Source organism: Vibrio sp. G-C-1 (genome assembly GCF_021728015.1).
In the GTDB taxonomy this organism is placed as follows: Bacteria; Pseudomonadota; Gammaproteobacteria; order Enterobacterales; family Vibrionaceae; genus Vibrio; species Vibrio splendidus.
In genome coordinates this window covers 166,531-190,928 of the sequence record NZ_JAKKCR010000011.1, presented here as the reverse complement: position 1 = coordinate 190,928, position 24,398 = coordinate 166,531, and the positions used below count along the sequence as shown (strand labels likewise).

Below are 24,398 nucleotides of genomic sequence, written 5' to 3'. Positions count from 1 at the left end.
GGAGCTGAACGTGAAAGACTTATTAAACTTTCTAAAAGCACAGCATAAGACCGAAGAATTTGATGCAATCAAAATCGGTCTATCTTCACCAGACACGATCCGTTCGTGGTCTTTTGGTGAAGTTAAAAAGCCAGAAACAATTAACTATCGTACGTTCAAACCTGAACGTGATGGTCTGTTCTGTGCACGTATTTTTGGTCCAGTTAAAGACTACGAATGTCTTTGTGGCAAATACAAGCGCCTGAAGCACCGTGGTGTTATCTGTGAGAAGTGTGGCGTTGAAGTTACACAAACTAAAGTTCGTCGTGACCGTATGGGCCACATCGAGCTTGCTTCACCAGTTGCTCACATCTGGTTCCTAAAATCACTACCGTCTCGTATCGGTCTACTAATGGATATCCCTCTGCGTGATATCGAACGTGTTCTTTACTTCGAAATGTACGTAGTAACTGAACCGGGTATGACTGATCTAGAAAAATCTCAGATGCTTACTGAAGAAGAGTATCTGGATCGTCTAGAAGAGTGGGGTGACGAATTCACTGCTAAGATGGGTGCTGAAGCGATCAAAGATCTGCTTTCAACAATGGACCTTCATCAAGAAGTGGAAGAAATGCGCGAAGAGTTGGAAACAACTAACTCTGAAACTAAGCGTAAGAAAGTTACTAAGCGTTTGAAGCTAGTTGAAGCGTTCATCTCGTCAGGCAACAAGCCTGAGTGGATGATCCTAACTGTACTTCCAGTGCTACCGCCAGATCTTCGTCCTCTAGTACCTCTAGATGGCGGTCGTTTTGCGACTTCAGATCTGAACGACCTTTACCGTCGTGTGATCAACCGTAACAACCGTTTGAAGCGTCTTCTAGAGCTAGCGGCTCCAGACATCATCGTACGTAACGAAAAACGTATGTTGCAAGAGTCTGTTGATGCCCTTCTAGATAACGGTCGTCGCGGTCGTGCGATCACGGGTTCTAACAAGCGTCCTCTGAAATCTCTTGCTGATATGATCAAGGGTAAACAAGGTCGTTTCCGTCAGAACCTTCTAGGTAAACGTGTAGACTACTCTGGCCGTTCTGTAATCACAGTAGGTCCATACCTTCGTCTACATCAGTGTGGTCTTCCTAAGAAGATGGCACTTGAGCTATTTAAGCCGTTCATCTACAGCAAGCTAGAGACTCGTGGCATGGCTACGACAATCAAAGCTGCTAAGAAAATGGTAGAGCGCGAAGAAGCGATCGTTTGGGATATCCTAGACGAAGTTATCCGTGAACACCCAGTACTGCTTAACCGTGCACCTACACTTCACCGTCTAGGTATCCAAGCGTTTGAACCAGTACTAATCGAAGGTAAAGCGATTCAGCTTCACCCACTAGTGTGTGCGGCATACAACGCCGACTTCGATGGTGACCAAATGGCTGTACACGTGCCTCTAACTCTAGAAGCACAGCTTGAAGCTCGTACCCTAATGATGTCGACGAATAACATTCTGTCGCCAGCATCAGGTGATCCGATCATCGTACCTTCTCAGGACGTTGTATTGGGTCTTTACTACATGACACGTGACAAGATCAACGTGAAAGGTGAAGGTATGTACCTTGCTGGCCCTGCTGAGGCTGAAAAGGCATACCGTACTAAGACTGCTGAGCTACATGCTCGCGTTAAAGTACGTATCACTGAAACAGTAGTAGACGAAGACGGCAATAGCACAACGAATACTGGCCTAGTAGATACGACTGTAGGTCGTGCAATGCTATGGCAGATCGTTCCTAAAGGCCTTCCGTACAGCATCGTTAACCAAAAGTTAGGTAAGAAGCAGATCTCTACTCTTCTTAACGAGTGTTACCGTAAGCTTGGTCTAAAAGATACAGTAGTATTTGCTGACCAAATCATGTACGCAGGTTTCGCATACGCGGCTCTTTCTGGTGTTTCTGTAGGTATCAACGATATGGTTGTTCCTCAAGCGAAATACGACGAAATTGAATCTGCTGAAGAAGAAGTTCGTGAAATCCAAGAGCAATTCCAATCTGGTCTTGTTACTGCGGGTGAGCGTTACAACAAAGTTATCGATATCTGGGCATCTACGAATGACCGCGTTGCGAAAGCAATGATGGATAACCTATCTTCTGAAACAGTTATTAACCGTGACGGCGAAGAAGAACAGCAAGAATCGTTCAACAGCATCTACATGATGGCCGACTCGGGCGCACGTGGTTCTGCAGCTCAGATTCGTCAGCTAGCAGGTATGCGTGGTCTGATGGCGCGTCCAGATGGTTCAATCATCGAAACGCCGATCACTGCGAACTTTAAAGAAGGTCTAAACGTCCTTCAGTACTTTATCTCAACGCACGGTGCTCGTAAGGGTCTTGCGGATACAGCACTGAAAACAGCAAACTCGGGTTACCTAACTCGTCGTCTAGTAGACGTTGCTCAAGACGTTGTAGTACACGAACATGACTGTGGCACGCATGAAGGTATCGACATGATGCCTCACATCGAAGGTGGTGACGTTAAAGTTGCACTTTCTGAGCTTGCTCTTGGTCGTGTTGTTGCTGAAGATGTTCTTAAGCCTGGTACTGAAGATGTACTGATTCCACGTAATACTCTGATTGATGAGAAGTGGTGTCAAATCATGGAAGACAACTCAGTAGATAGCATGAAAGTGCGCTCTGTTGTTACCTGTGATGCAGACTTCGGTTGTTGTGCACAGTGTTACGGTCGTGACCTAGCACGTGGTCACCTAGTGAACCAAGGTGAAGCAGTTGGTGTTATCGCTGCACAATCTATCGGTGAACCGGGTACACAGCTAACGATGCGTACGTTCCACATCGGTGGTGCGGCATCTACTGCAGCAGCAGAGAACAGCATCCAAGCGAAGACAACTGGTACTGTGAAGCTTCACAATGCTAAGTTCGTAATTAACAAAGATAAGAAACTGGTTATCACTTCTCGTGCATCTGAGATGACGATTATTGATGAATTCGGCCGTACGAAAGAGAAGCACAAACTTCCTTACGGTTCGATGCTAACCAAAGGCGACAACGCAGCAGTTACTGCTGGTGAAGTTGTAGCTAACTGGGAAGCGCATACCATGCCAATCATCACTGAAGTGGCAGGTCGTATCCAATTCGTAGATATGATCGATGGTATTACAGTTTCTCGTAACACTGACGATCTAACGGGTCTTTCTTCAAGTGAAGTTACAGACGCAGCAGCTCGCCCAGCAGCAGGTAAAGATATGCGTCCAGCTATCAAACTTGTTGATGAGCAAGGTAACGACGTAATGATCCCTGGTACTGATATGCCAGCTCACTACTTCCTACCTGGCAAAGCGATTGTAAACATCGAAGATGGCGCTGAAGTTGGCATTGGTGACACACTATCTCGTATCCCTCAAAAATCGAGCGGAAACAAAGATATCACCGGTGGTCTACCACGCGTAGCTGACCTATTCGAAGCTCGTAAGCCTAAAGAGCCTGCGATCCTTGCTGAGCACACAGGTACTGTGTCTTTCGGTAAAGAAACGAAAGGTAAGCGTCGTCTAGTAATCACTCGTGAAGGCGGTGACGCTTACGAAGAGATGATTCCTAAGCATCGTCAATTGAACGTGTTCGAAGGTGAGAAGATTGAACGTGGTGATGTAATCGCCGACGGTCCTGAAACTCCACACGATATCCTGCGTCTACGTGGTATCCACGCAGTAACTCAGTACATCGCGAACGAAGTTCAAGAAGTTTACCGCTTACAAGGCGTAAAGATTAACGATAAGCACATCGAGACTATCGTTCGTCAAATGCTACGTAAGTGTACAATCACTCATTCTGGTGACTCTCCGTTCCTACCTGGCGAACAAGTTGAGTACCACAATGTTAAGATTGCTAACCGTAAGCTAGAAGCTGAAGGTAAAGAACTAGTACGTTTCGAACGTGATCTACTAGGTATTACTAAAGCATCTCTTGCAACTGAGTCATTCATCTCAGCGGCATCGTTCCAAGAAACGACTCGCGTACTAACAGAAGCTGCGGTTTCTGGTAAGCGTGATGACCTTCGCGGTCTGAAAGAGAACGTAATTGTTGGTCGTCTGATCCCAGCTGGTACTGGTTTCGCATACCACCAAGAGCGTCAAAAACAACGTGAAGAAGAGCAAGAAGGTCCTTCAGCTGAACAAGCTACTGACAATCTAGCAGCACTTCTAAACGCTGGTTTCTCTTCAGAAGAGTAAGCTCTACGAGTAGTCTCTAAGAGATAAGAAAAGGCACCTCCGGGTGCCTTTTTTGTATCTGGCGTATAGGTGTTTAACGAGAGGCTTATAGATTAGAAGTTGGTAGGTATGCTTGCTTGTCGATTGCTTGGCTGGTGGACTTAGTCGATAGTACTTTCTCTAAGGCAGCTTGTGTGTTAGAGAGAGGCGGCTTGCGTGTTTACAGGGAGGCGCTGAGGATGAAACCGGTGAGAAGTGTTACGTCGGGTTATCGCAAAACATCAGGGTAGAGACGAACCGATAGGCTCTGGTAAAAGAGTTGGGTGTGTGAGGTAACGCTACAGACAAAACAAAAAGCTTGCACAGAGGCAAGCTTAGAAGATGTTAAGCCATTAAGCTCCTGGTGGAACCGCTAGGCTGTCGGCAATTTGTTGTATCAGCTGGTCTTCAACCGCAAACCTAGCCTCAAGTATCTCACCTATGAGTGACAGCTCACTATCAAAGCCTTCTAATGTATCACTAGCTTCAATGGCGGCGTACTTGTCGGTGAAGTTGAGCAGAGGGTCCGTGGTAAGGACGATATGACCATAAGACTGGTTGATTTCGTCTGTTGCTTTGAAGCCAGTAGACTGCCATTTGTCCATCACCATGTCATAGATTTTGAAATGACCTTCGGAGATGTAATCAACAAGATGTTGGCTGAATTTTTGGAGTTCTTCTGGAGAAGGCAGTTCAGTGATTGCAGTTGCTTTCGACGATGAAGGCTGTAGAGCGGCAAGCTTACAATACTCAACGATTAGAGACTGTCGAGTTTCGAGCCAATGATCGATGACCTCATTAGAGCCACCCCATTGTTCTTGTATTTGTTTGAATTTATTTAGCATGACCATGTCCTCATGATCTGATCACAACCTTGTGATCAAGTAATTGCCTAAGCAAGGTCCATTTATTGGTATCTACTAAAAGTAATAGTTTGAATTATTCTCTGCTACAACTCTAGTATGAAATTAGATTGCCAGTAAAATGAACGAACTGCAAGCAATGAGGCATAGGGATGTTAAAAAAAAGTGATAACAAAATGACAGAGCAAGCTTATTGGTGCGTCGTTTCAGGTAGTGATATTTGGGTTAATAATGATCAGTTTCCTTATGGCTCAGCAGAGGAGCTCGGGCTGAGTGTCGAGCATGCAATCTGTATTGGTCAGCATCAAGGTCGTAAGGTGTATTGGCTCAACGACTGTGATGTTGAGAGTGATCTGACCATGATAAACCTACGTGAGTTATTGCACTGGCCTGAATCGAGTTTTCTGACAGCAAGCAAAGCTATCCAGTATGGGCACATGACGCAAAGTATGCGTTTTTGCCCTCAGTGTGGTGGTCGAAATCACCTCAACCATAATCAGGTGGCGATGCAATGCGGAGACTGCCGAACACTTCATTATCCTCGCATCTTCCCATGCATCATTGTCGCTGTACGTAACGACAACAAGATATTGCTTGCACAGCACCCAAGACATAAAACAGGTATGTATACCGTGATAGCGGGCTTCCTAGAGGTTGGGGAAACCTTAGAGCGGTGTGTGGCAAGAGAAGTCAAAGAAGAGACAGGCATCGATGTCAGTAATATCCGTTACTTTGGCAGCCAGCCATGGGCGTTTCCGTCGAGTATGATGATGGCCTTTCTGGCTGACTATGCTGGTGGAACGCTTAAACCAGATTACAGTGAATTGTCGGATGCCCAATGGTTTGATGTAACAAGCCTGCCTGATGTAGCTCCAGTAGGAACGATTGCGAGACAGTTGATTGATAAAACTGTGGGTGACGTGATGAAAGATGGTGTGACGGAGCAGACGATAGAGTACTAATTTACCTATGATAGTATTTGGCCTATAGGTAGTCAAAAGCTAAAAAAAACCCTCCACAAGTGGAGGGGGTAAGTAAGATGTCGTTATGAGATGCTGAGTAGTGACTACTCAGATGTTATAATTGTAATTTTCGCTAGCGAACAAATTTTTAACATGCTCCCGTAATTGGGTGCAAACTAAGCATTGATTTAAAAGTTAATAACTTGATCTAGGTTGCAAAGCACACAGCTTTTACCCTTCAATCAGTGTTAGAATACTTGCCATCAAAACTAGATAAGATTGAATTGGAATTTAACGGAATGACCGAATTAAAAAACGATCGCTATTTACGCGCACTTTTAAAACAGCCTGTTGATTACACACCAGTATGGATGATGCGCCAAGCTGGCCGCTATCTTCCAGAGTACAAAGCAACGCGCGCTGAAGCGGGCGATTTCATGTCTTTGTGCAAAAACGCTGAACTGGCATCAGAAGTAACACTTCAACCTTTACGTCGTTTCCCGCTTGATGCGGCAATCTTGTTCTCTGACATCCTAACTATCCCTGATGCAATGGGCTTAGGCTTGTACTTTGAAACTGGTGAAGGTCCTAAGTTTGAACGTCCTATCACATGTAAAGCTGACGTAGAGAAGATTGGCCTACCTGATCCAGAAGGCGAGCTTCAATACGTAATGAATGCTGTTCGTCAGATCCGTAAAGATCTGAAAGGTGAAGTGCCATTGATTGGTTTCTCTGGTAGCCCTTGGACACTGGCCACTTACATGGTTGAAGGCAGCAGCTCGAAGGCGTTTACTAAGATCAAGAAGATGATGTACGCAGAGCCACAAACACTGCATTTACTTCTAGATAAGCTGGCTGACACCGTTATTGAATACCTGAACGCGCAAATTAAAGCGGGTGCACAATCGGTAATGGTATTCGACACATGGGGTGGTGTGCTTACTCCGCGTGACTACAACCTATTCTCACTACAGTACATGCACAAAATTGTCGATGGCCTAATCCGTGAAAACGAAGGTCGCCGTGTACCGGTTACTCTGTTCACTAAGAACGGTGGCATGTGGCTAGAATCTATCGCAGCGACTGGCTGTGATGCGGTGGGCCTAGACTGGACAATCAATATTGCGGATGCAAAAGCGCGTATTGGCGATAAAGTGGCTCTACAAGGCAACATGGACCCATCAGTGCTTTACGCACAACCTGAGCGTATTCGTGAAGAAGTCGGCACTATCCTGGAAGGTTTTGGTGACGGCGGTACTGGTCACGTATTTAACCTTGGCCATGGTATTCACCTAGATGTGCCACCAGAGAATGCTGGTGTATTTGTGGACGCAGTTCATGACCTATCTAAGCCATACCATAAGTAATTAAGATATGTTTTCAAAGCCCCTAGATATGTTAACTAGGGGCTTTTTTGTTTGTGCTGTTGGCATTTTATTCTTATCGTTAGTTAGTTTTCTACTATGCTGAACATAACAACCTCTAACGGAAAGTTTTATGTTTAGACTTAGGTATTTATTCTTTACGCTATTGTTGCTCTTACTTGGCTGTGCTTCCGACGTTTCTACTGATTATGATTCTTCAGTCAGCTTCGCAGGCTTTAAAACTTATCAATATGATGAACCCAAGCAATCACCTCTAACACTTGATGCTGCTCGAATTAAAAAAGCCGTAGATGAAGAAATGAAGTTCCGAGGAATCAGTTTCTTAGAGAGTGATGCACAACTTACGGTTTATTACGAAATTCTTGAGGAATCCGAGTTACTTGCTGATGGGCCTACTTTTAGCTTTGGTTTCGGAACTGGGAGTATCAACAACGCCTATGGAGCAGGAGTTAGCACCCCCACTCGTGTTAAAGAGAAAAAGTATGGAAAACTGAGTATTAGCATAGTTGAAACTCAGTCCAACGATGTGATTTGGCGTTCCATATCTCAAAGACAACTCAAGGAGACAATGGACACGGAAGACCGGAATGAGTTTATCTTAGATCAAGTGAAACAAATGTTCGAAGACTATCCCGTTCCTTCTTCGAATGTCGAATAACAAGGCTAATAGCCTTTATCAAAATCGATGACATGGTTAAGTTTAAAGCCATCTCGCCACTGTTGGTAATTCTCGGCGAAGATCTCTATCACTTGCCTTGGCTCACTCAGCGCTGCAATGTGCGGGGTGATGGTCACTTGCGGTAATGTCCAGAAAGGGTGCTCCTGCGAGAGGGGCTCACTTTCAAACACATCCAAGAAAGCATGCTCAACCCACTTATTCTTAATCGCTAGCAGCAAGGCTTTGTTATCTAAGCTCTCTCCTCTGCCAACATTAAACAGCAGTACATTCGAGCAGTAACTTAAGGTCGTTTGATTGAGTAATTGATAGGTTTCAGCTGTTGATGGCAAGGTGTTGACCACAATATCCGCTTGCTTAAGGGCAGCCTCTATCTCATTGATGTGGAAAGTTTCTTTAAAGGTCTCTTGCTTTGTTGGGATGCCGGTACGGTTGACTCCAATGGTATGAATACCAAAGGCAGCTGCGGTTTTCGCTAAATGACTTCCGATTGAACCTGTTCCTAAAATCACCATGGTTTTGTCAGTTAGGCTAGTATATAGCTGTGGCTGCCAGCTTCGTTGTGCTTGTTGCTGGTGGTAGTGAGGGAAGTGTCTACAGTGGCTGATCGTGTAACCTAACACGTATTCAGCAATCGCAGGACCGAAGATGCCTTTGACGTTGGTCAGCGTATAATCTTGACGAAGATCCGGCTGAGTGAGTTTATTGATTCCTGCGTAGGTACTTTGCACCCAGTCTAGATGTTTAAACTCATTAAGTCGCTCCGCGATTAAAGGAGGAGAAGCCAGCACGATCTCAGCTAATTCGGGGTTTTGAGTGATTTCGAGGTCAGGTAACCCTTGGTTTAGAATCAGTTGCGTATAAGTATCGTCATGCTCAGTAAGAATATAGAGCTTATTCGTAAAATTGTTCATCGGCCTACCTTTTCCATCCTAGGTTTATCAAGTACACTTTCGCTGTCTTTTTCTGCAATTATTGAGTGACTATGCTTCAGAATCCACTGCAGGTTCGTCTAGAAAAGTTAGAACCTTGGCAACAAATTACCTTTATGGCGTGTCTATGTGAGCGTATGTACCCTAACTATGCCATGTTTTGTGAGAATACAGAATTTGCGGAAGCTCGAATCTATCGTGATGTTTTGGATAGCATTTGGGAAATCTTAACCGTTAAAACGGCAAAGGTGAATTTTGAGCGTCAGCTTGAGAAAGTCGAAGAGCTATTCCCAAGTGGAGATGATTTTGATTTCTACGGTGTTTACCCTGCGATGGACGCGTGCCAAGGCTTAGCAACGTTAATCCATGGCTTACTTGACCGTGAGCATCTGCTTGAAACTGTCATTAAAGTGAGTCAACAATCGGTGAAGACGGTTGCTGAGCTTGAGTTTGCTCAAGGCGCTGAAGAAGTGACAAACGAAAACCAGAAAGAAAACGAAGCGGTGTGTGAAGAGTGGGACGTTCAGTGGGCCATCTTCCGACCTCTACGTGAAACGACTGAGCGTGACCTAGAGCTGATCAAAGATCTACGCCACGAACTGCGTGAAGACCCAGTAAGTAACATTGGTGTAGCGTTATAATTCGCTATCGCATCAAAGTACGAATAAAAACAAAGGCTCCCTAGGGAGCCTTTGTTGTATCTGACGCTATCAAATTGAGATTAAGCGTCTTTTTTGTCTTCTTTTTGAACCTTGTCTTCATCCGCTGACTTTGAGTCTGAGGTGTCGTTGTCTGTTAGAGTTTTTTCCTCTAGCTCGTCCTCTTCATCGCGGTTTTCGATAACACCGTGTGTTTCTTTCCACTGTTCCCAACGCTGAAATGCCAGTTCTTGCATGTCAGTCGTCTTATCTGCCTCGTCGACAATCTCTTCGCCCACTAGGTGCTCAAAGATATCTTCTAGGGTGATGATGCCCTGAATCGTACCGTACTCGTCAACTACTAAGGAAAGCTGCAGGCGGTTTGCCATCATTTGGTCAAAGGCTTTAGCCAAGCCCATGTTGTTCAGCAACACGTGGATAGGGCGCATTACTTCACCCAGAGCTTTCTCGCCACAACCCGCTTGTTGCAATCTAAACAGCTCCAGACGGTGTACAAAACCAATGATGTTGTCAGTTTGCTCGCTGTAAACTAATGGGCGCGAGAATGGTGTGTCTTTGTGCTGCTCTAGGAACGTATTCACGCTCATTTCGGCATCGACGCGGAATACAACAGGGCGCGGCGTCATTACCTGCGTCACGGGCACATCTTGAATGCCTAATAGGTTGCTCAGAATTTTTGATTCGCCTTCAGCAAACTCACCACTTTCTTTTGCCAAAATAGCCATTGCAGACAGCTCATCACGCATTTTTGGTGCTTGGTGGCCACGAGCAAGACGTTTGGTGATCTGTTCTGAGAACCAGACAAACGGTGTTAGGAAGAAAACCATCCAGCGAAGTACGTTTGATGATGCTGGAGCAAGTTGACGCCAGTAGGTTGCACCAATGGTTTTTGGAACAATCTCAGACAAAACCAAAATACCCAAAGTCAGTACGGCAGAGAATACACCTAACCATTGGCTACCAAAAACCACAGCCGCTTGTGCACCTGCCGTCGCAGCACCGATTGTGTGCGCGATGGTGTTGAGCGTTAAAATTGACGCGAGCGGGCGGTCAATGTCTGTTTTCAGTTTGTCTAAAGACTCTGCTGCAGGGTGCCCATTTTGTTTTAGTTGAGCAATATAGCTCGGACTAATACTCAAAAGTACAGCTTCTAAAACAGAACAAATGAAAGAAACTCCAATAGCAATGGAGACGTAAATAGTTAGCAGCAGCATGTTTGCCCTTAAATTAAATTGTACGCTTTAGCAGCGATTCAGCGTGGATTATAGAGATAAAGTAGTGGCTAGGTCATCATTAATTTGCCTCTCAGCCCCTTTTAAACAAGGGCTTACTCAATAAAATCAGTAACAAATTGTGAGTTATTACTCATATTATGGCTAAAACTACGGCATTAGAGCTAAAGATCGACGACAAACCTTTGCCAGATGGGGCATTTATGTTTTAGAGTAAATTGAATTCAAAAATACAAAGAAGGGAAACCTAAAATGAACAAGACTCAATTAATCGACTTTATTGCTGAAAAAGCGGACCTTTCTAAAGCACAAGCTAAAGCTGCTCTAGAAGCGACTCTTGGTGGTGTTACAGATGCTCTTAAAGATGGCGATCAAGTTCAGCTAATTGGTTTTGGTACTTTTAAAGTAAACCACCGTGCAGCTCGCACTGGTCGTAACCCAAAAACTGGTGATGAGATCCAAATCGCTGCTGCAAATGTTCCAGCATTTGTTGCAGGTAAAGCGCTGAAAGATTCAGTGAAATAATCTAAACTGTACCGAGGTAGTCGTATTCCACCTCGGTACAGGTTTTTATGAAAAAAGCATTTCTTCTCGTTTCACTATTATCTACATTCCTCATTGGCTGTTCATCGACCAGCCCCAGCAAAAACCTAGAGCAATTTGAAACTCACACCGGCGGCCAAGTCATGGGCGACGCGACAAGTTTTTACTGGGTTACTAATAAACTAACACAACCTCATTCTTCAGCTGACTATGTCACTGTCGGCGATTACGGCTGGTACCAAACTGACTATGCTTGGTCGGAAGGTATACTTCGTGAATTCGTTCGTGAAGGCGAACAGCGTAATTCATCGAATAAGTTGGTGCCTTATCGTGTTCATGTGCGTTTCAACAAGTCAGGCGAGGCTGTGTATCAGCAGTATCGTATTGACAGCAAAATCTTACCGATCCAAGCCAAGCAGCTTGAAAACTATCAGAAAGAAGCGACGTCGGTTCTAGAGACCACAACGAAGCAGCATGATGAAGGGCTTAGGCTGATTCAGGGTTACTGGAATGGCAGCTCTTTTAAAACGTGCGCTGGTGGTGAGTTTGATCGCATTGAATTTAACCAGACCTTACCAGGCTTCGTGATTGACCGATTGGCGTCTGTGGAAAGCTATGCGGCGTTTCTTGGCAGTGACTTACTCGGTAAGATGAGCGTAGAAGAGTTACTGATGCTGGCTGAAGACAGTCATGATTGTGTCGTAAGGCCATCGTTGCTGAAAGAATAGAAAGCAATCAAAGAATTAAGAGTATTTGGCCTACTGTAGGCTAAGTGCTTATTTGCCTGTACAAATACAGTTTCTTGTATAGATGAGATAATAAAAAGGCGCCTATTGAGGCGCCTTTTTCTGTTATTCACTTGCTGTCATTTGCTTACTGTTATTGGAAAGTAAGCGAGCAACAAGATTGTTTACTGCTCTTGTTCGCGCGCAATCGCACGGTAACCAATGTCATTGCGGTGGAACATACCATTCCAGCTAACTTGCTTCGTCAACGCGTAAGCGCGCTCTTGAGCCTCAGAAACCGTATTACCCAGTGCTGTTGCACAAAGTACACGACCGCCGTTTGTCACAACGTCGCCAGCTTCATTATTTGTCGTACCCGCGTGGAAAACCTTTTGACCTTCAACTTCGCTTGTTGGTAGTGAAATAACGTCACCTTTTGCGTAGTCAGCAGGGTAACCGCCAGCCGCAAGAACAACACCGATAGAAGCGCGTGGATCCCACTTCGATTCTGCTTCGTCGAGTTTCTCGTCGATAGCCATTAGGCAAAGTTCAACAAGGTCAGACTCCATACGCATCATGATAGGTTGCGTTTCAGGGTCGCCAAAGCGGCAGTTGTATTCGATAACTTTAGGTGTGCCGTCAGCATCGATCATTAGGCCAGCGTAAAGGAAACCTGTGTAAGGTGCGCCTTCCGCGTCCATGCCACGTACCGTTGGGTAGATAACTTCCTCAAGGATACGGTTGTGGATTTCTGGAGTTACAACCGGCGCAGGAGAGTAAGCACCCATGCCGCCCGTGTTAGGCCCAGTGTCTTTGTCGCCAACACGTTTGTGATCTTGGCTGGTGGCCATAGGAAGTACGCTAGAACCGTCAACCATTACGATGAAGCTTGCTTCTTCGCCTTCAAGGAACTCTTCGATAACCACGCGGCTGCCAGCTTCGCCAAAGGCGTTGCCCGCTAGCATGTCTTTGATTGCGTCTTCTGCTTCTTCAAGGGTCATCGCAACGATAACGCCTTTACCCGCGGCAAGACCGTCAGCTTTCACTACGATTGGAGCGCCTTGCTCGCGAACGTAAGCGATAGCTGGCTTAATCTCAGTGAAGTTTGAGTAGTAACCTGTTGGGATATCATGACGAGCTAGGAAGTCTTTGGTGAATGCTTTAGAGCCTTCAAGCTGTGCTGCCGCTTGAGTTGGGCCAAAGATTGGTAGGCCAACTTCACGGAATGCATCAACCACACCGATAACCAATGGTGCTTCAGGGCCCACGATAGTCAGTTCGATTTTTTTATCTTGAGCAAACGCGACTAAACCAGCGATGTCTTCAACGCCGATGTTTACGTTCTCAAGTTTCGGCTCAAGTGCAGTACCTGCGTTGCCTGGAGCAATGAATACTGTTTCAACGTTTGGGTTTTGTGCCGCTTTCCAACCAAGTGCATGCTCACGACCGCCGGCACCGATAATCAATACATTCATGTTTTAAAATCCTTATAGCTGCTTCAGAGCCTTTATTTCTGTGTCAAACATGCTCACTTATGGTCATAAGCTCCGCGTGTTTTCCTTGAACTAAAGTCACTGACTTGCTCTACGTATTTCAAATATCGGAATATTTAAAAAACAAAATTATAAGTTTTGCTCAAAGTAGTTGGTGATGTGGCTAGGCAGCAATTGAGCCCATCCCCGGGAGCATAGTCCGCTATGTGACCGGGGTGGGCGAAAGCAGCTAACGACGCCACAGTGCCAAATACGAAGAGGAAATTAGTGGCGGAAGTGACGCATGCCCGTAAAGATCATCGCCATGCCGTGTTCGTCTGCTGCAGCGATAACTTCGTCATCACGCATAGAGCCGCCCGGTTGGATAACACACTTGATGCCAGCTTCTGCTGCCGCGTCGATACCGTCACGGAATGGGAAGAATGCATCTGATGCCATCACACAACCTTCAACCTGTAGACCTTCGTCTGCCGCTTTGATGCCTGCGATTTTTGCAGAGTAAACGCGGCTCATTTGGCCAGCGCCTACACCAATCGTCATGTCGCCTTTCGAGTAAACGATCGCGTTAGATTTAACGTACTTCGCTACTTTCCAGCAGAATAGCGCGTCTTTTAGTTCTTCCGCTGTAGGTTGGCGCTTAGAAACGACGGTTAGGTCATCCTCAGAAACCATGCCTTGGTCGCGGTCTTGAACTAGCAGGCCGCCGTTAACGCGTTTCACGTCAAAACCAGTTGTCTTCGTTGTCCACTCGCCACACTCAAGTAGGCGAAGGTTTTTCTTAGCTGCTACGATTGCTACTGCTTCAGCAGAAACTGATGGTGCAATGATAACTTCAACGAATTGACGCTCAGTGATAGCCGTTGCTGTTGCAGCGTCTAGCTCACGGTTGAAAGCGATGATGCCGCCAAATGCAGACGTTGGGTCTGTTTTGAATGCGCGGTCGTAAGCTTCTAGGATGTCTTCACCTAGTGCAACACCACATGGGTTAGCGTGCTTAACGATCACACATGCTGGCTGGTCGAACTCTTTCACACACTCAAGTGCTGCGTCAGTGTCAGCGATGTTGTTGTAAGAAAGTGCTTTACCTTGGATTTGACGAGCTGTAGATACAGACGCTTCTTCAGGGTTTGCTTCAACGTAGAAAGCTGCTGCTTGGTGGCTGTTCTCACCGTAGCGCATGTCTTGTTTTTTCTCGAACTGTTGGTTGAATGTGCGAGGGAATTTAGACTCTTCATCAGCCTTCTTTCCTTCTTCATCAAGTAGAGAGGCACCGTAAGATGGAACCATAGTGCCGAAGTAGTTTGCGATCATACCGTCGTAAGAAGCCGTGTGTTCGAATGCTGCGATAGCGAGGTCGAAGCGAGTCTCTAGGGTTAGAGATTGCTCGTTAGCGTCCATTTCAGTGACAACGCGCTCGTAGTCGTGTGCGTTTACAACGATTGTTACGTCTTTGTGGTTTTTAGCCGCAGAGCGAACCATTGTAGGGCCACCGATGTCGATATTCTCAACAGCGTCAGCAAGGGTACAACCTTCTTTAGCAACGGTTTCTGCGAATGGGTATAGGTTTACAACAACCATATCGATAGGGTTGATACCGTGAGTTTCCATCACGTCATCATCTTGGCCACGACGGCCTAGAACACCACCATGAACTTTTGGGTGCAGAGTCTTAACACGGCCATCCATCATTTCTGGGAAACCAGTGTAATCAGATACTTCTGTAACAGAGATGCCTTTTTCAGCAAGCAGGCGAGCAGTGCCACCGGTAGATAGGATATCTACACCACGGTTAGCAAGAGCTTGTGCAAATTCAACGATACCAGTTTTGTCTGATACGCTGATGAGAGCGCGGCGAATTGGACGAGCGTTATTCATGCTTCCATCTTCCTCAAATTCATGGGGTTAAAATAAAGATATTTGCCAAAAAAGAACTTGTTTCTATCTTCTTAGCGTGGATTATCTTAGATACCAGTAAGAGATAAAATATTGGCCAGTTTTGGTAAAGACCTTTTGGGTTAGTCTTATGATTAAGCTATAAGATAACCAACTCCAAATTTGATGGCGCAGATTCTAACTAATTTATTACAAAAAAGCTCGCGCAATCGTTTGGCATCTCAAAATTAATTATGAAAAGTGCCATTTCAGCCTGAAAAGTAACGATAAGGTTAATTGTGGAATGGACGGAACAGTAGGAAAAAACATGTTTCAGATCGGTGAATTAGCGAAACGATGCGGTGTGACAGCCGATACCTTACGATTTTATGAGAAGAATAACCTGATCGCGCCAGCCAGTCGCAGTGAGTCGGGTTATCGCCTATATGATGAAAATAACCAGAAACAGGTGACGTTTATTCTCAAATCTAAAGCGTTGGGACTGAGTCTGGACGAGATTAAAGAATTGCTTGAGATTCGTCTCGAAGCCACACAGCACAGTTGCGCCGAAGTGAAATCAATTACCTCAGCAAAACTAGAGATGATCGATGAGAAGATTACCGAGTTAACCAAGATTCGCACTGCACTTAAAAAGATCAATGATGCGTGTTGTGGCCACGTAGACGACGATGCAAGCCATTGTTCTATTCTGGCAGCCTTGGATTCAGCAAACGTTGATAAAGAGCGCTGCTGTCGCACTGGAGAGTAATCAGCCACCTATTACGGTTCGACAAGCCAAAAAAAAAGCCAAACTCAAAAAATGAGCTTGGCTTTCCATTCAATAAATTACGAAAGAACGATTAGTTCATGCCGTATTTTTTAAGTTTCTTGCGAAGAGTACCGCGGTTAATACCCATCATGGTTGCTGCGCGAGTTTGGTTACCGCGAGTGTACTGCATGATAGTGTCTAGTAGTGGCTGTTCAACTTCAGCTAATACTAATTCGTATAACTCGCTGACTTCTTGACCGTTTAATTGAGCAAGGTAATTTTTCAATGATGCTTTAACTGAGTCACGTAGTGGTTTCTGCGTGATTTGGTCTTGTGATGTAACTGTAGTTACTGTCAATGCTTCTGAAGTCAGATTTTGTTCGAACATATTCGGTCTAGCTCTTCTCGTAATTATGGTGCAACGTTATCAAAAAAACCTTCTAGCGCTTCAAGCTGCAGATCACCTGCTTCGAATGCGTTGAAGGTACGGCGAAACTCACTCGCTTGTTCATGTTCTTTTAGGTACCAACCCACATGCTTACGAGCAATTCGGGGGCCTAAAAACTCGCCATAAAACTCATGTAGAGCGTTCACATGACCAAGCATGATGTCTTTCACTTCCGAAATCGGGAGCGGGTCCATCGTGGTGCCGTTTTCCAAATAGTGTAGGATTTCGTTAAAAATCCAAGGACGTCCTTGGGCAGGTCGACCTATCATTAAAGCATCAGCACCGGTGTACTCCAGCACAAACTTCGCTTTTTCCGGGCTATCGATATCACCGTTAGCGATAACCGGAATAGATACTGCTTGTTTCGCTGCTTTAATGTGTTTGTATTCTGCCTCACCTTTGTACATACAAGCGCGAGTTCTCCCATGAAGGGCAAGAGCTTGTATGCCGCAGTCTTCGGCTATTTTCGCGATTTGAACACAGTTTCTGTTGTCTGTGTCCCAGCCTGTGCGCGTTTTCAACGTTACTGGAACGTCGACAGCATTTACCACCGCTTTCAGAATATCTTCAATGAGTTCTGGATGCTGCAGTAGAGCTGAGCCCGCAAGCTTCTTATTCACTTTTTTGGCTGGACACCCCATGTTGATATCGATGATTTGCGCACCGTTATCGACATTAAATTGAGCAGCCTCGGCCATAAGCTGTGGATCTGCACCAGCGATTTGTACTGAACGAATGCCCGATTCGCCTTCATGTACCATACGCTGCTGAGACTTTGACGTTTTCCAAACTTTAGGATTGGAGGACATCATTTCACTGACTGCCATCCCCGCACCGTAACGAAGACACAACTCACGGAATGGTCTATCCGTTACGCCAGCCATAGGAGCGACGATTAGATTGTTCTTAAGTTGATAATTTCCGATTTTCAAAAATGTCATCACAGTTCTGTACCAGCAAGGGCGCGCATTTTACGCATTTTTTCGCTGCGTGAAAAGACTAATATTTGAGCATTTACAATTTGTTTTTGTAATTTGTTTAAATTTCAGTCAATTAGCGCTCAAAGTCTTACCTAGCCTTGCTTCTGACCTGAGATTCGACACCATTCTTGTTGTTCAATGATCGGATCAATGTGAAGCTCATCACGATAATAAGTCGCAACATCTTCCGCTTGTGTATCTAAAACACCCGACATCGCAAGTACACCATTTGGCTTAACTAGGCCTTTAATGATGCCAGAAAGGTCGCGTAATGGGCCAGCAAGGATGTTGGCAACAACAACGTCAGCAAGTAAACCTTCCGGTTGATCTTGTGGTAAGAAGACTTCTAGTTGCTCTGCCACGCCATTGCGTTGTGCGTTGTCTTTTGATGCAAGCAGGGCTTGAGGATCAATGTCGATCCCGATAACTTTTGCCGCGCCAAGTTTGATCGCAGCGATCGCTAGGATGCCTGAACCACAACCGAAATCGATCACGGTTTTGCCTGTAAGGTCTAAGCCTTCAAGCCACTCAAGACACAATGCCGTTGTCGGGTGAGTACCTGTACCAAATGCAAGACCGGGATCCAGCATTACGTTTACAGCGTCAGGTTCAGGGATATCGCGCCAGCTAGGGCAGATCCATAAACGCTCACCAAACTTCATTGGGTGGAAGTTGTCCATCCATTCACGTTCCCAATCCTTGTCTTCAATTTGCTCTACTTTATGAGCAAAGTCTGCAGGGAACATGTTGCTTGCTTTAATCTGCGCTAGAACGACACCAGTATCAGTCTCAGCGTCGTAAAGCGCGAGAATGTCAGTATCACCCCAAAGGCGAGTTTCACCCGGCAGAGGCTCAAATACAGGGGTATCTTGTGCATCCAGGAAAGTTACGGAAAGAGCACCAGTCTCTTCCATTAACATGTCGCCGATTTGTTCGGCATTTTCATTGGTCGCATTAAGCTTGATTTGAATCCAAGGCATGGCTGCATCTTCTATATGAGAAAAATTGGATGGGGAGTCTAGCAGAAAATATGAGCAAATTCATCAAAACACCGCGGATTATAAGAGGGATTATTGATTGATTTTTGCGAGTGTTTAAAAACAAAAATGCCCACCGAAGTGAGCATTTATTACTGTTCTACAGAGAACGTATTACGGAAGACTAGCTTCTATTGCAGACCAAGTTTCTTCTCAAGGTAGTGGATGTTTGCCCCACCGTGTTGGAAGTTTTCGTCGTTCATAATCGCTAATTGCAGCTCAGTATTGACGTTGATACCTTCAACAATCATTTCTGCTAGTGCGTTCTTCATACGTGCAATCGCTACGTCACGGTTCTCACCGTAAGTGATCAGCTTGCCGATCATTGAATCGTAGTGTGGTGGTACTGTGTAGCCAGTATAGATGTGAGATTCCCAACGAACACCCATACCACCTGGAGCATGGAAGCGCGTGATCTTACCTGGAGATGGTAAGAAACGAACTGGATCTTCCGCGTTGATACGACATTCGATTGAGTGGCCGCGCAGCTTAATATCATCCTGTGTGAATGATAGAGGCTGACCAGCAGCAATGCGAAGTTGCTCTTTCACTAGGTCGATACCCGTTACCATTTCAGTAATCGTGTGCTCAACCTGGATACGAGTGTTCATTTCGATGAAGTAGAACTCACCGTTCTCGTATAGGAATTCAAATGTACCTGCGCCGCGGTAACCAATCTCAAGACATGCACGAGTACAACGGTCACCGATGTACTTACGCATCTCTTCAGTGATACCTGGAGCTGGTGCTTCTTCCACAACTTTCTGGTGACGACGCTGCATTGAACAGTCACGCTCACCTAGGTGGATAGCATTGCCTTGGCCATCTGCAAGCACTTGTACTTCAATATGACGTGGGTTTTCTAGGAATTTTTCCATGTAAACCATGTCGTTATTGAAACATGCTTTTGCTTCAGCACGCGTCATCGCGATAGCTTCTGTTAGTTCTTTTTCAGTACGAACAACACGCATACCACGACCGCCGCCGCCGCCAGATGCCTTGATGATTACAGGGAAACCAATGCGCTTAGCGTGCGCTTTGTTTTTCACTTCATCATCATCAAGAGGGCCGTCAGAACCCGGTACACAAGGTACGCCAGCTTTCTTCATTGACGTGATAGCTGACACTTTGTCACCCATCATGCGAATGGTTTCAGCTTTAGGGCCAACGAAGATAAAACCACTGCGCTCTACCTGTTCTGCAAAATCTGCATTTTCAGATAGGAAGCCGTAGCCAGGGTGAACAGCTACTGCACCTGTAACTTCAGCTGCGCTGATGATACGAGGGATGTTTAGGTAGCTATCGATACCACGAGCTGGACCGATACAAATGGTTTCGTCAGCAAGCAGTACGTGCTTAAGATCGCGGTCAGCTGTTGAGTGAACCGCTACCGTTTTGATGCCAAGCTCTTTACATGCTCGCAGAATACGCAGTGCAATTTCACCACGGTTCGCGATTACTAATTTATCTAACATAATGAGTGCTCTCTATTATTCGATAATTACTAGAGCTTGGTCGAATTCTACTGGTTGACCGTCTTCAACTAGGATAGCCGTTACAACACCAGATTTATCAGCTTCGATTTGGTTCATCATTTTCATTGCTTCAACGATACATAGCGTTTCGCCAGCAGTTACAGATTGACCAACCTTAACGAATGGTTTTGCATCTGGGCTTGGAGCGCCGTAGAAAGTACCAACCATTGGAGAAAGAACTTGGTGACCAGCTGGAACTGCAGGAGCTGCTGCTTCTGCTGCTACAGGTGCCGCCGCAGGTGCTGCCGCTACAGGAGCTGGAGCCGCTGCATATTGAATCGGTGCTGTAGATACAGGGCTGTTACGACTGATTCGTACTGACTCTTCACCTTCAGAGATTTCTAGCTCAGAAATACCAGACTCTTCAACCAATTCGATTAGCTTTTTGATTTTGCGAATATCCATTGTTTCTTTCTCTTTATCTGTTAATTGAACTTACTCTTTGACTGAGTAGGTTAGTAATAGTTCGTTGTTTTTATTTACTTTGCGTTGAGCTTGTTGAGCGCAGCCGTCAAAGCAAATTGATAACCTTGGGCACCTAAGCCACAAATCACACCTTCTGCTTTATCAGATAGGTAAGAGTGGTGACGGAATGATTCACGTGCGTGAACATTCGATAGGTGAACCTCAATAAATGGGATAGCAACACCAAGTAGTGCATCACGCAACGCCACACTGGTATGTGTAAAGGCCGCTGGGTTGATAATAATGAAATCAACATTTTGATAAGCACTATGGATAGCTTCAATCAGTTCATACTCACGATTTGACTGTAAGTGAGACAGCTCAACATCTTGTGTTTTCGCTTGCTCGGTCAATGAGCTAATAATCTGGTCAAGTGTTTGAGAACCGTAGTGTGCAGGCTCTCTAAGGCCTAACAGGTTAAGGTTTGGGCCATTTAAAACTAGAATGCGAAACTTTGTAGACATTGTGGGGCTATCTTCCTTTATCGTGTTTACGAATGTGAATGTTGCCATTTTATTGAAAATTTGGGGTTAATTTCCAGTAAGAAAAACCCAAATTTAAAAATTAGAACCAGATTATAGCTAATTCAGCGCAAATCGCAGCAATTTACTGGTCTAATCTCCTATAAGTACAGCATGGAATTGTTATCAACTTAACAAAAAACCACGATGGCTTTAATTTTATCGAAGATATTTGAGATCAAGATCGGTCATAAAAAAACCGCCACATAGGTGACGGTTTCGTTATGGTCTGTTTTAAACAGTGATTAGCTAATGTGACGGGTTGCTTATGCCAGTTCTGCTTTCTCTGCAATCAGTTTATCAACCACACTTGGGTCGGCCAGTGTCGAGGTATCACCTAGGTTTCCAGTATCGCCGGTGGCAATTTTACGCAGGATACGACGCATGATCTTACCCGAACGAGTTTTTGGCAGAGAGTCTGTCCAATGCAGGACATCTGGCGTTGCGATAGGACCAATCTCTTTACGTACCCAGTCTTTCACTTCTTTATGAAGCTCTGCAGTTGGGAACTCACCATCATTCAATGTGATGTAAGCGTAAATGGCTTGGCCTTTAATATCATGAGGAATACCGACAATCGCGGCCTCAGCAATCTTATCAAACGCCACTAGAGCCGATTCAATCTCAGCGGTACCCATACGGTGACCAGATACGTTAAGCACGTCATCAACACGGCCAGTAATCCAGTAGTAACCGTCTTCATCACGACGAGCACCATCACTGGTAAAGTACATGCCTTTAAAGGTTGAGAAGTAAGTCTGTTCAAAACGGTCATGATCGCCATGTACGGTACGCATCTGGCCTGGCCAAGAGTCAAGAATCACAAGGTTGCCGTCTGTTGCACCCTCAATGATGTTACCCATGTTATCAACCAGCGCGGGCTGTACACCGAAGAATGGGCGAGTCGCTGAACCCGGTTTTAGGTCTGTTGCGCCCGGCAGTGGTGAGATTAAGATACCGCCCGTTTCTGTTTGCCACCATGTATCGACAATCGGAGACTGCTCATTACCGATTGTTTTGTAATACCACTCCCACGCTTCAGGGTTGATAGGTTCACCTACTGAACCCATGACTCTTAGGCTGTCACGAGAAGTACCTTCAACCGCTTCATTACCTTTCGCCATCAAAGCGCGAATCGCTGTTGGTGCAGTATAAAGAATATTAACTTGATGCTTATCGACCACTTCACTCATACGGCTTGTGTTCGGGTAATTAGGCACGCCTTCGAATAGGATTGTTTTTGCGCCATTGGCAAGCGGCCCGTAAACAAGGTAAGTGTGACCGGTAATCCAGCCTACATCCGCTGTACACCAGAAGGTTTCGCCTTCTTGGTAGTCGAATACGTATTTGAAGGTCATGGCTGCATAAACAAGGTAGCCACCTGTGGTGTGCATAACACCTTTCGGTTTACCTGTAGAGCCTGACGTATAAAGGATGAATAGTGGGTCTTCTGCGTTCATCTCTTCTGGTGGGCAATCTGCCGATACATTAGCAATAGCATCATGCCACCAAACATCACGGTGTTCGTGCCAAGCAACATCACCGCCGGTGCGTTTGAATACGACAACCTTCTCGATGTTTTTCACTTCAGGGTTAGTCAGTGCTTCATCGACGTTTTTCTTCAGTGGAACAGCACGGCCGCCACGCACGCCTTCATCGGCAGTGATAACGACTTTAGAATTTGAATCGATAATACGACCAGACAGAGCTTCTGGTGAGAAACCACCAAATACGACTGTGTGAACCGCACCGATACGGGTACATGCCAGCATGGCAACAGCAGCTTCTGGAACCATTGGCATGTATAAACAAACCACATCACCTTTGCGTACACCTTGCTCTTTCAGAGCATTTGAAAACAGGCACACTTCTTTGTGCAGTTCGTTAAAGGTTAGGGTTTTATCATCAGCTGGGTCATCGCCTTCCCAGATAATAGCGACTTCATCACCGCGCTCAGCAAGGTGGCGGTCGATACAGTTAGCCGAAACGTTAAGCGTGCCATCTTCAAACCAGCGAATGTCAATGTGGCCAGGGTCGAAAGAGGTGTTTTTTACCTGTGTGAAAGGCTTAATCCAATCAACGATTTTTCCGTGTTCACCCCAAAAGCCTTCAGGGTCAGAAACAGATTGTTGGTACATGGCTAGGTAAGTGTCATTATCCGCGTGCGTGGTTGATTTAATATTTTCTTTTACCGGATAAACGTGGGCTTCACTCATTGCATCTCTCCTTGTGCCTACATTCCTAATGAACTGGCAACTTCCTTTGTGTTCAGTTTCTAGGTCTATTACAGAACCGTCGTTGTGCTATCACTCTCGGCTAGGACGGCGATTTCCACAATTAGACTTTAGGATGAGACGCCGCTTTTCACTTAAAAAATAGCGAGTTAAGTTCATTTTTGAGAGATTGCTCTCTATGTGGAAAGGCAGTAGTTGAATTAGGTATACGAAGAGTTGAAGCGCGGTAAGTCGCCGTGCTTTAGGCGAACAAAAATCAGAGCAGCGGAGATAGCATCTTGTAATGCATCATGTTTATTGACCGGGATAGGTAAATCGAGCTGACGACAGATAGCATCGATACTGAGGTCAAAATAGGCATTGGGTAGCTGCCTTTCGAGTTTATCTTGGTAGAGCTGGCTCACTTCGACTAATCGGTTAGGCAGTGGAAACCCAAGCTGTTTTAAACAGGCACGGTCGAGAATCTTCTTGTCATAGCGGATGTGATAGCCGACTAAAGGACGATTTCCGATGAAGTTCAGTAGCTCAATTAGGGCTTGTTTCTCTTCTATACCGTGCTTTAGATCTTGATGGCGAATGCGGTGGATTTTGATGGAATTGCAATCGAGTGACTGAGGTGCTCTGAGTCGAACTTCAAAAGGTTGGCTGGTAATGATTCGGTTACCGATGATCTTTGTCGCGGCAATAGTGACTAGTTCCGCCTGATTAGGGTCGAGGCTGGTGGTTTCACAATCGAGCGATACATATTCATTATGTGTAGGCGTAGCAAACAGAGGCTGATAAGGAGAGCCTTTGAGCTTGTGATGCCAGTAATAACGAACCAATCTATTCATCGT

The 24,398-nt window shown here is 45.4% G+C and carries 21 protein-coding genes; 8 read left to right on the top strand and 13 right to left on the bottom strand.

Annotation, left to right across the window (positions count from 1 at the left end; all coding sequences use genetic code 11):
* Positions 1–10: 10 nt before the first annotated feature.
* Positions 11–4,213: a DNA-directed RNA polymerase subunit beta' gene (gene rpoC, locus L3V36_RS17005; protein ID WP_029222058.1), complete on the top strand. Its 4,203-nt coding sequence runs from the start codon at positions 11–13 to the stop codon at positions 4,211–4,213.
* A gap of 371 nt (positions 4,214–4,584) precedes the next feature.
* On the opposite strand, the gene L3V36_RS17000 is transcribed toward rpoC, so the two are convergent.
* The gene (locus tag L3V36_RS17000) at positions 4,585–5,082 is read right to left on the bottom strand and encodes an Rsd/AlgQ family anti-sigma factor (RefSeq protein ID WP_017077561.1); all 498 of its coding nucleotides are present in this window, start codon (positions 5,080–5,082) and stop codon (positions 4,585–4,587) included.
* 164 nt (positions 5,083–5,246) lie between these two features.
* On the opposite strand from L3V36_RS17000, the gene nudC reads away from it, so the two are divergent.
* From nudC to L3V36_RS16985, 3 genes are all read left to right on the top strand, one after another.
* A complete protein-coding gene (gene nudC, locus L3V36_RS16995; protein ID WP_102447478.1) occupies positions 5,247–6,056 on the top strand; it encodes an NAD(+) diphosphatase in 810 nt (269 codons plus the stop codon).
* 299 nt (positions 6,057–6,355) lie between these two features.
* Positions 6,356–7,423, top strand: coding sequence for a uroporphyrinogen decarboxylase (hemE, locus tag L3V36_RS16990; protein WP_004729761.1), 1,068 nt, complete (start codon positions 6,356–6,358; stop codon positions 7,421–7,423).
* 130 nt (positions 7,424–7,553) lie between these two features.
* Positions 7,554–8,099, top strand: coding sequence for a DUF4136 domain-containing protein (locus tag L3V36_RS16985; protein WP_017094033.1), 546 nt, complete (start codon positions 7,554–7,556; stop codon positions 8,097–8,099).
* A 5-nt stretch (positions 8,100–8,104) separates the two neighbouring features.
* Here the strand turns inward: L3V36_RS16985 and L3V36_RS16980 are convergent, their stop codons facing one another.
* Positions 8,105–9,031 (bottom strand): D-2-hydroxyacid dehydrogenase, encoded by a 927-nt coding sequence (locus L3V36_RS16980; RefSeq protein ID WP_102447477.1) that lies wholly within the window; start codon positions 9,029–9,031, stop codon positions 8,105–8,107.
* 71 nt (positions 9,032–9,102) lie between these two features.
* On the opposite strand from L3V36_RS16980, the gene L3V36_RS16975 reads away from it, so the two are divergent.
* Entirely contained in the window at positions 9,103–9,690 is a 588-nt protein-coding gene (locus tag L3V36_RS16975) for a DUF416 family protein (RefSeq protein WP_004729756.1), read from the top strand.
* 80 nt (positions 9,691–9,770) lie between these two features.
* Here L3V36_RS16975 and L3V36_RS16970 read toward each other — a convergent pair whose 3' ends face one another.
* Positions 9,771–10,922 (bottom strand): hemolysin family protein, encoded by a 1,152-nt coding sequence (locus tag L3V36_RS16970; RefSeq protein WP_017077566.1) that lies wholly within the window; start codon positions 10,920–10,922, stop codon positions 9,771–9,773.
* Positions 10,923–11,192: 270 nt separating this feature from the next.
* Between L3V36_RS16970 and hupA the strand changes: the two genes are divergently transcribed.
* Positions 11,193–11,465, top strand: a complete 273-nt coding sequence (gene hupA, locus L3V36_RS16965; protein ID WP_004729753.1) for a nucleoid-associated protein HU-alpha — start codon at positions 11,193–11,195, stop codon at positions 11,463–11,465.
* A 47-nt stretch (positions 11,466–11,512) separates the two neighbouring features.
* Positions 11,513–12,211, top strand: a complete 699-nt coding sequence (locus L3V36_RS16960; protein WP_004729751.1) for a DUF1481 domain-containing protein — start codon at positions 11,513–11,515, stop codon at positions 12,209–12,211.
* A 182-nt stretch (positions 12,212–12,393) separates the two neighbouring features.
* Here the strand turns inward: L3V36_RS16960 and purD are convergent, their stop codons facing one another.
* Positions 12,394–13,683: a phosphoribosylamine--glycine ligase gene (gene purD / locus L3V36_RS16955; RefSeq protein WP_208775118.1), complete on the bottom strand. Its 1,290-nt coding sequence runs from the start codon at positions 13,681–13,683 to the stop codon at positions 12,394–12,396.
* A 282-nt stretch (positions 13,684–13,965) separates the two neighbouring features.
* Positions 13,966–15,576 carry a bifunctional phosphoribosylaminoimidazolecarboxamide formyltransferase/IMP cyclohydrolase gene (gene purH / locus L3V36_RS16950; protein ID WP_208775120.1) on the bottom strand — a complete coding sequence of 537 codons (1,611 nt, stop codon included), beginning with the start codon at positions 15,574–15,576 and terminating at the stop codon, positions 13,966–13,968.
* Between the two features lie 325 nt (positions 15,577–15,901).
* Between purH and zntR the strand changes: the two genes are divergently transcribed.
* Complete coding sequence (gene zntR / locus L3V36_RS16945; RefSeq protein ID WP_029222059.1) at positions 15,902–16,342, top strand: Zn(2+)-responsive transcriptional regulator; 441 nt, start codon at positions 15,902–15,904, stop codon at positions 16,340–16,342.
* 91 nt (positions 16,343–16,433) lie between these two features.
* On the opposite strand, the gene fis is transcribed toward zntR, so the two are convergent.
* The 8 genes from fis to L3V36_RS16905 form a co-directional block, all read right to left on the bottom strand.
* Positions 16,434–16,730: a DNA-binding transcriptional regulator Fis gene (fis, locus tag L3V36_RS16940; RefSeq protein ID WP_004729744.1), complete on the bottom strand. Its 297-nt coding sequence runs from the start codon at positions 16,728–16,730 to the stop codon at positions 16,434–16,436.
* A 23-nt stretch (positions 16,731–16,753) separates the two neighbouring features.
* The gene (gene dusB / locus L3V36_RS16935) at positions 16,754–17,722 is read right to left on the bottom strand and encodes a tRNA dihydrouridine synthase DusB (protein WP_004729742.1); all 969 of its coding nucleotides are present in this window, start codon (positions 17,720–17,722) and stop codon (positions 16,754–16,756) included.
* Positions 17,723–17,862: 140 nt separating this feature from the next.
* On the bottom strand, positions 17,863–18,750 hold the full coding sequence (gene prmA, locus L3V36_RS16930) for a 50S ribosomal protein L11 methyltransferase (RefSeq protein ID WP_017083825.1): 888 nt from the start codon (positions 18,748–18,750) through the stop codon (positions 17,863–17,865).
* A gap of 188 nt (positions 18,751–18,938) precedes the next feature.
* Positions 18,939–20,282: an acetyl-CoA carboxylase biotin carboxylase subunit gene (accC, locus tag L3V36_RS16925; RefSeq protein WP_004729738.1), complete on the bottom strand. Its 1,344-nt coding sequence runs from the start codon at positions 20,280–20,282 to the stop codon at positions 18,939–18,941.
* Between the two features lie 15 nt (positions 20,283–20,297).
* Positions 20,298–20,747 (bottom strand): acetyl-CoA carboxylase biotin carboxyl carrier protein, encoded by a 450-nt coding sequence (accB, locus tag L3V36_RS16920; RefSeq protein ID WP_102447475.1) that lies wholly within the window; start codon positions 20,745–20,747, stop codon positions 20,298–20,300.
* 74 nt (positions 20,748–20,821) lie between these two features.
* A complete protein-coding gene (gene aroQ / locus L3V36_RS16915) occupies positions 20,822–21,271 on the bottom strand; it encodes a type II 3-dehydroquinate dehydratase (RefSeq protein WP_029224581.1) in 450 nt (149 codons plus the stop codon).
* Between the two features lie 323 nt (positions 21,272–21,594).
* Positions 21,595–23,544: an acetate--CoA ligase gene (acs, locus tag L3V36_RS16910; RefSeq protein WP_004729734.1), complete on the bottom strand. Its 1,950-nt coding sequence runs from the start codon at positions 23,542–23,544 to the stop codon at positions 21,595–21,597.
* Positions 23,545–23,762: 218 nt separating this feature from the next.
* Entirely contained in the window at positions 23,763–24,395 is a 633-nt protein-coding gene (locus L3V36_RS16905; protein ID WP_004729733.1) for a 3'-5' exonuclease, read from the bottom strand.
* Between the last annotated feature and the right edge of the window lie 3 nt (positions 24,396–24,398).